Genomic DNA, 5,387 nt, shown 5'->3' with positions numbered 1-5,387 from the left:
TTCATCGACTATCCTCCGCCAGCTTTAACTGGCGCTCTAAGCGTCCGGGTAAGTCACCATAAGCTCCTGACATCATCCGGTTCTAGCGTCCCGCGTGAGATCCCTACCGGCCCGGCCACCATCTGTCAGGTATGCTTCATCCACAATCCCTTCCGTAATTTTTTATTGAGACCCCAAAAGCCTCTCAGTATCGTCATTCCTCCCTCCTTTCCGGCTACCTCTGCCGTGAACCGCCCAGGCGTTAAATCGCGAAGCGGTCATACAGTTGCCGCCACTTATACGGTCGCTATCTAGTAGCGCGCCTCATTTCCGATATCAAGTGTTAAGGATGATTCTATGATCATTCGTCAGGCTACTAACGCCGACCATCCGCAACTGCTCAACATCTGGCTGCGCTCCGTTCGCGCCACACATCACTTCCTGCAAGAATCCGATATTGAGGCATTACTCCCTCAGCTCCGCGATATTTACCTACCCGCTGTCGAACTATGGGTTGCGGTAGATGCCGAGGACTGCCCGCTAGGGTTCATCGGGCTCAATGAAAATCATGTAGAGATGCTCTTCATCGAACCAGATCTGCGAGGGAAAGGGATTGGCCGCGCACTGCTGGATCATGCCCGCAGTTCGCGCAGTCAGATGAGTGTTGATGTGAATGAACAGAACCCCGAAGCGGTAGGGTTCTATTTACATTACGGTTTTGTTCAAACAGGTCGTTCTCCGCTGGATGGCGAGGGCCGCCCCTTCCCCTTGCTGCACTTGAGCCTGCCCGGCTAGAGCTGTAGTAGTGAATCGCTCCTACGCTTCTGCTTCGGGGCGATTCATTATTCAGTAGGACGGCATCCATTGATTCGGTAGCAATTGCCCGACCTCACTGGCTCGCTGTGTCGGCAACCGTGTCAGCACATCCTTGAGATAGGCATAGGGATCATGTCCATTCATACGCGCCGACTGGATCAGGCTCATGATTGCAGCCGCCCGCTTACCGCTACGTAGCGACCCGGCAAATAACCAGTTCGAACGTCCGAGTGTTCGGCCAGCTGACTTTTGTTCGTCACGTGCAGATCGAAAAACTTGCGACGGGCGTGGGCCATGCAGCCGATTTCAGTGATGCCTTGCTCAAATCCAGCCTTGTAGCCAGCGAAATCATCGCAGACCAGCTTGCCGTTCCAGTCACCCAAGAAGTTGCGCGGATGTTCGCCAGCACGGCTTGGGCTGAAGTCGTAAACCACCGCGTTGAGCGCCGAAAACGGCGTAGTGCTGTAGGCCCAGACGTAGGCCCGGTGGGTTTTCTTCTCTCCCGGCGCAAGCATTTGCACAGGCGTTTCATCAGCGTGAATCACGCCCTGGTTCAGCACAGCTTCACGCAGCGCATCGACCAGCGGCTGGAGTCGCATGCCGGTCTGTCCAACCCATCGGGCCAAGGTCGAGCGAGCGATTGTCAGTCCGGCACGACCAAAGATTTTCTCCTGCCGGTACAGTGGCAAGTGATCGGCAAACTTGGCCACCATTACTTGGGCCAGCAAGCCTGCTGTCGGAATACCTTTGTCGATAACCTGCGCCGGCATGGGCAACTCGATGATCACTGACGCTTCGGCTGGCCGTTTAGGCTTCGGTTATTGTTCGTTTCGTCGTAATACAGCGTGTAGGCCTTATTGATGTTCTTCATCAAGTCCTGCCCGGGAAATCTAAACAGGCCGGCATCGATCACTATTTTTTCGGAGCTGTCATCAATCATGGGTCTACCTGAGGTCGGTTCCGGCTGGAGGCGAAATGACACCCTAAGCCGTTTCGCGATGCTGCGCACGTTTTCCGTGATCAGATTAGATGACGGAATTGGTCAGAATGGCCGGATCAAGCCAGGGCACAACGAGCACTTCATAGCATTTAAAATGATCCAGAGAGGTGCTGAACGGATGATTTTTTCGCCATGCTGCCAACGCCTCGCGTCGGGTGAAGGCGTCATCGATGCTGATCTGGCCCACATTACCGAGTTCGGGCTTGGCGTCGTGGTAAGCCTGCAATCGGTCGCGATGGGCATCAGCAACCTCTTTGTCCTCATGCACCCCCATGAGGCAGTGCCTGGAAGTGAGCTTGGCAGCGACGACGTAGCCGAAGCGAATCTTGCGATCGTGGGCTGGTGAGTGACCTTGGGGCATATCGTTCATGAGTGTTTTCCTAGACAGTCGTGAGCAAAAACTCACCATGGAAGGGGAGCGCATCAAGGGTTGGATCATTTTCAAAATGCTCTTCCCATGCCCGGCAAATCTTGAAGAAAAACATGAACAGGTCTATGTCCTCGCCGCTTGACCGAACGATGCTAAAGGCTTGCCGTTCTTTCTCAAGTCCTTCGATCACACCATTTGGGCCTAACGCGGACAGTTTCTGATTTCCAACACTGACCGAAACAGGCTTTACCACCAGGTGCTTCGAGGCGTTAGCTATATCGGCACATTCGCCAAACAGCCCATCCGCCTTTTCCCTCCAAGCACTATGAAAAGCCGCATCCCCCTTTTCATCTTTTGATTGCAGTATCCAGTCCCGCAACGAGGAATTGGTTACACAGAAATTGAAAAGGTGATCTCCCATCTCTTCCAAGGTGGTTGCATTCCAAGCGCGGCCAGCTTCTCGAAAGAGCTTCAAGGGGTCGTCTCAGAAAACGGAAAATAAAGCACGTTAAGCTCCAATTTCGCGCAGGTACTGGTACAACGTTTCGCGGCTGATGCCAAATTCACGGGCCAGCTTTGCCTTTTGCTCGCCGGCCTTGACGCGTTGCAGAAGTTCAGCGGCGCGTTCGGGCGAAAGCGCTTTCTTGCGGCCCCTGTATGCTCCGCGCTGTTTGGCGAGCGCGATGCCTTCCCTCTGTCGCTCGCGGATCAATGCTCGCTCGAACTCGGCGAACGCGCCCATGACCGACAACATCAAGTTTGCCATCGGCGAATCCTCACCGGTGAAGGTCAGGCATTCTTTGACGAACTCGATGCGCACACCGCGCCTGGTCAGCTTTTGCACAAGGCGGCGCAGGTCATCGAGGTTGCGGGCCAAGCGATCCATGCTGTGCACCACCACCGTATCTCCTTCGCGCACGAAGGCCAGCAGCGAGTCAAGTTCTGGGCGCTGGGTGTCCTTGCCCGATGCCTTGTCGGTGAATACCTTTCCGACTTCGACCTGTTCCAGTTGCCGCTTCGGGTTTTGGTCGAAGCTGCTGACCCGGACGTAGCCGATACGTTGACCTTGCAAGATGCCCCCAAACAGAAAAGTGTCAGGAATAAATCTATGACCTTGCGTAGCTTGTGTCAATAAATTAAGCGATGGAGTCTATCCGGACGTTTCTGGGTAGGCTGTCCTGACGTCAGGTTAGGGCATAGCCCAACCTGACGGATCGATTGACAGCTCATTATTATTCACTATGATTAACCCTGAGTCGAGCTATGGCAAAGTCACTCAAAATAAATCACAAAGGATAGATGATGAGCCAATCCAGCCCTTTGACGCACCAGGATGCCAACCATCGCGATTCCGCATGGGAGCGTGCTGCCAACTACGAGAAGGAAGAGCGCCCCATCCACCCAGTTAGCAAAATTGTGATCAAGGGGGCGGTTGATGTTGTGTTCTTTCGCTCGTCATCAGCGCACCTGGTCGTGGCAGGGGAAAACGTGGAAGCCATTCGTAACATCAAGACCCGCTTCGAGGGTGACAAGCTGATCATCGAGCAGGAGGGCATTTCCATTAGCGGCTATGGGGGCAATATTCACGTTTCTGGTACCGGCAACATTTTCGTGGGCGGAACGATCAATGTCGGTGGACGCCACGGCGGCGTCACTATGCAGTCCAAGGGGCGAAGCATCGTTGGAATCGCATTGCCTGAAGCCCCCAGTATCCGCATCAAGGGCAGTGGCGACGTGACCCTGTACGACCTTCAGCAGACCGTCCTCGATCTAGGCATCCAAGGTTCGGGCGATATCACGGCCTTTGGTCGCGTGGGTCTTCTGGACGCCGAGATAGCCGGTTCGGGCGACGTGGACGCCAGCGAGCTGGTCGCTACGTCCGCCAAACTGTCGGTAGTCGGCTCCGGTGATATCGACGCCTATGTCAGCGACTCAGTGAAGGCACGCGTGGCGGGTTCCGGTGACATCGTGGTGCGCGGTAACCCGCCGACCCGCGACCATTCCGTTGCCGGCTCAGGCGACATCAAGTTCAAGAAGAAGTGACGCTCCATGAAGAATGACCAAGAACGAACCGAGCTGTTGCAGCAGATCGACAAGCTGTTGACGGCAGTGGATTCGATGCAAACCTGCCTCGAAGCGCCCGAGGCCACAAACGCCGATGGCGGCTTTGACATTGCTCGCACCAACTTGCGTATCACGGCCAACGAGGCCGCGCAGGTTGTCGAACGTCAGCGAGGCGCGCAGGAGCAGCGTGAAAAGTCTCGTCCAAAAGTAACGCTGGCCACGTCGTTACTTGCCGGCGCTGAAGCGTCTGAATGGCAGGCCAACAAGCTCAAAACTAATGGCGATGAGGCCGGTGCCCGCCAGGCCAGCGAACATGCCGTCACTCTGCGCCGGATGGCATCGGAAGCGGCGGTTACTGAACGCCGGCAGAGCATGCACCTTGTACCTACCATTGATTAGGAGTAACCCCATCATGGCAACCACCGCGAAAACCCGATCCGTCACGGCTCACGTCCCTGTGCAACTGGCCGAAAAGGTCGATTTGATGGCTGAGCGCCTGGAACGCTCCAAGAACTGGATCGTCAAGCAGGCTCTGGCCGCCTGGATAGACCAGGAAGAAGAACGTAGTCGCCTGACCCGTGAGGCATTGGCCGATGTGGATGCTGGTCGCGTGATCGATCATCAAGCTGTCCAGGCCTGGGCTGAAAGCCTCAGCACTGACACTCCGTTGCCGGTACCGCGCTGATGGAGTTGAAGTGGACAAGCAAGGCGCTTTCCGACATTGCCCGGTTGTATGAGTTTCTGGCGTCGGTGAATCAGCCTGCCGCCGCACGAACAGTGCAGCAACTCACAGCCGCACCTTCCACGCTGCTGGCCAACCCGCGCATTGGCGAACGCCTGGAAGAATTCGATCCACGGGATGTGCGCCGAATTCAGATCGGCCATTACGAGATGCGTTACGAGATAGTGGATTCCACTATCTACCTACTGCGCCTGTGGCACACCCGCGAAGACCGATAGGTTTGGCTGGGCCAGGAACGGAATACATCAAACTGGCGAGCCTACGACTGATCAGAAAACCTTAGCGTACGATTTTTTCCGAATTCTGTAGGCTCCCCTAATCCAAGGCCAACCTCCTGTGCTAATTCGCCCAGTCTAGGGGGCTATAGATCAATGTCATCAACTTTGGAAATTATCCATAAATATCATATAATTAGC

Annotated in this window: 9 protein-coding genes and 1 pseudogene; 5 read left to right on the top strand and 5 right to left on the bottom strand. The window is 55.3% G+C overall.

Features of this window, described 5'->3' with window-relative positions; genetic code table 11:
• Nucleotides 1-336 precede the first annotated feature (336 nt).
• Complete coding sequence (locus H096_RS20365) at nucleotides 337-774, top strand: acetyltransferase (protein WP_014717580.1); 438 nt, start codon at nucleotides 337-339, stop codon at nucleotides 772-774.
• A gap of 51 nt (nucleotides 775-825) precedes the next feature.
• Here the strand turns inward: H096_RS20365 and H096_RS20360 are convergent.
• The 5 genes and pseudogenes from H096_RS20360 to H096_RS20345 form a co-directional block, all read right to left on the bottom strand.
• Nucleotides 826-1,580: pseudogene (locus H096_RS20360) on the bottom strand (IS66 family transposase); the annotation flags it as partial.
• Nucleotides 1,580-1,735 carry a hypothetical protein gene (locus H096_RS33995; RefSeq protein WP_156717506.1) on the bottom strand — a complete coding sequence of 52 codons (156 nt, stop codon included), beginning with the start codon at nucleotides 1,733-1,735 and terminating at the stop codon, nucleotides 1,580-1,582. The pseudogene H096_RS20360 and the gene H096_RS33995, both read right to left, overlap by 1 nt.
• 85 nt (nucleotides 1,736-1,820) lie before the next feature.
• On the bottom strand, nucleotides 1,821-2,165 hold the full coding sequence (locus tag H096_RS20355) for a hypothetical protein (RefSeq protein ID WP_033901203.1): 345 nt from the start codon (nucleotides 2,163-2,165) through the stop codon (nucleotides 1,821-1,823).
• A 10-nt stretch (nucleotides 2,166-2,175) separates the two neighbouring features.
• Nucleotides 2,176-2,640 carry a hypothetical protein gene (locus H096_RS20350; protein WP_033901202.1) on the bottom strand — a complete coding sequence of 155 codons (465 nt, stop codon included), beginning with the start codon at nucleotides 2,638-2,640 and terminating at the stop codon, nucleotides 2,176-2,178.
• Nucleotides 2,641-2,673: 33 nt separating this feature from the next.
• Nucleotides 2,674-3,237 (bottom strand): recombinase family protein, encoded by a 564-nt coding sequence (locus tag H096_RS20345; protein ID WP_019334898.1) that lies wholly within the window; start codon nucleotides 3,235-3,237, stop codon nucleotides 2,674-2,676.
• A 230-nt stretch (nucleotides 3,238-3,467) separates the two neighbouring features.
• Between H096_RS20345 and H096_RS20340 the strand changes: the two genes are divergently transcribed.
• From H096_RS20340 to H096_RS20325, 4 genes are read left to right on the top strand one after another with little or no spacing between them, the layout of a single operon-like run.
• Complete coding sequence (locus tag H096_RS20340) at nucleotides 3,468-4,208, top strand: DUF2807 domain-containing protein (RefSeq protein WP_019334897.1); 741 nt, start codon at nucleotides 3,468-3,470, stop codon at nucleotides 4,206-4,208.
• A 6-nt stretch (nucleotides 4,209-4,214) separates the two neighbouring features.
• Nucleotides 4,215-4,628 carry a hypothetical protein gene (locus H096_RS20335; RefSeq protein WP_033901201.1) on the top strand — a complete coding sequence of 138 codons (414 nt, stop codon included), beginning with the start codon at nucleotides 4,215-4,217 and terminating at the stop codon, nucleotides 4,626-4,628.
• A 13-nt stretch (nucleotides 4,629-4,641) separates the two neighbouring features.
• Entirely contained in the window at nucleotides 4,642-4,914 is a 273-nt protein-coding gene (locus H096_RS20330) for a ribbon-helix-helix domain-containing protein (protein ID WP_016502318.1), read from the top strand.
• A complete protein-coding gene (locus tag H096_RS20325; protein ID WP_016502317.1) occupies nucleotides 4,914-5,189 on the top strand; it encodes a type II toxin-antitoxin system RelE/ParE family toxin in 276 nt (91 codons plus the stop codon). The genes H096_RS20330 and H096_RS20325 overlap by 1 nt, the downstream gene beginning before the upstream one ends.
• Nucleotides 5,190-5,387: the final 198 nt, after the last annotated feature.

Source organism: Pseudomonas sp. FH1 (assembly GCF_000510895.2).
Lineage (GTDB): Bacteria > Pseudomonadota > Gammaproteobacteria > Pseudomonadales > Pseudomonadaceae > Aquipseudomonas > Aquipseudomonas azotoformans_A.
Note: the sequence above shows the minus strand (reverse complement) of the source record. Positions and strands in the feature narration are given on the sequence as shown.

Excerpts from the sequence above, each read along its gene's own strand:
- H096_RS20365 (WP_014717580.1), top strand. The coding sequence starts at position 337 with ATGATCATTCGTCAGGCTACTAACGCCGACCATCCGCAACTGCTCAAC.
- H096_RS33995 (WP_156717506.1), bottom strand. The coding sequence starts at position 1,735 with ATGATTGATGACAGCTCCGAAAAAATAGTGATCGATGCCGGCCTGTTT.
- H096_RS20355 (WP_033901203.1), bottom strand. The coding sequence starts at position 2,165 with ATGAACGATATGCCCCAAGGTCACTCACCAGCCCACGATCGCAAGATT.
- H096_RS20340 (WP_019334897.1), top strand. The coding sequence starts at position 3,468 with ATGAGCCAATCCAGCCCTTTGACGCACCAGGATGCCAACCATCGCGAT.
- H096_RS20335 (WP_033901201.1), top strand. The coding sequence starts at position 4,215 with ATGAAGAATGACCAAGAACGAACCGAGCTGTTGCAGCAGATCGACAAG.
- H096_RS20330 (WP_016502318.1), top strand. The coding sequence starts at position 4,642 with ATGGCAACCACCGCGAAAACCCGATCCGTCACGGCTCACGTCCCTGTG.
- H096_RS20325 (WP_016502317.1), top strand. The coding sequence starts at position 4,914 with ATGGAGTTGAAGTGGACAAGCAAGGCGCTTTCCGACATTGCCCGGTTG.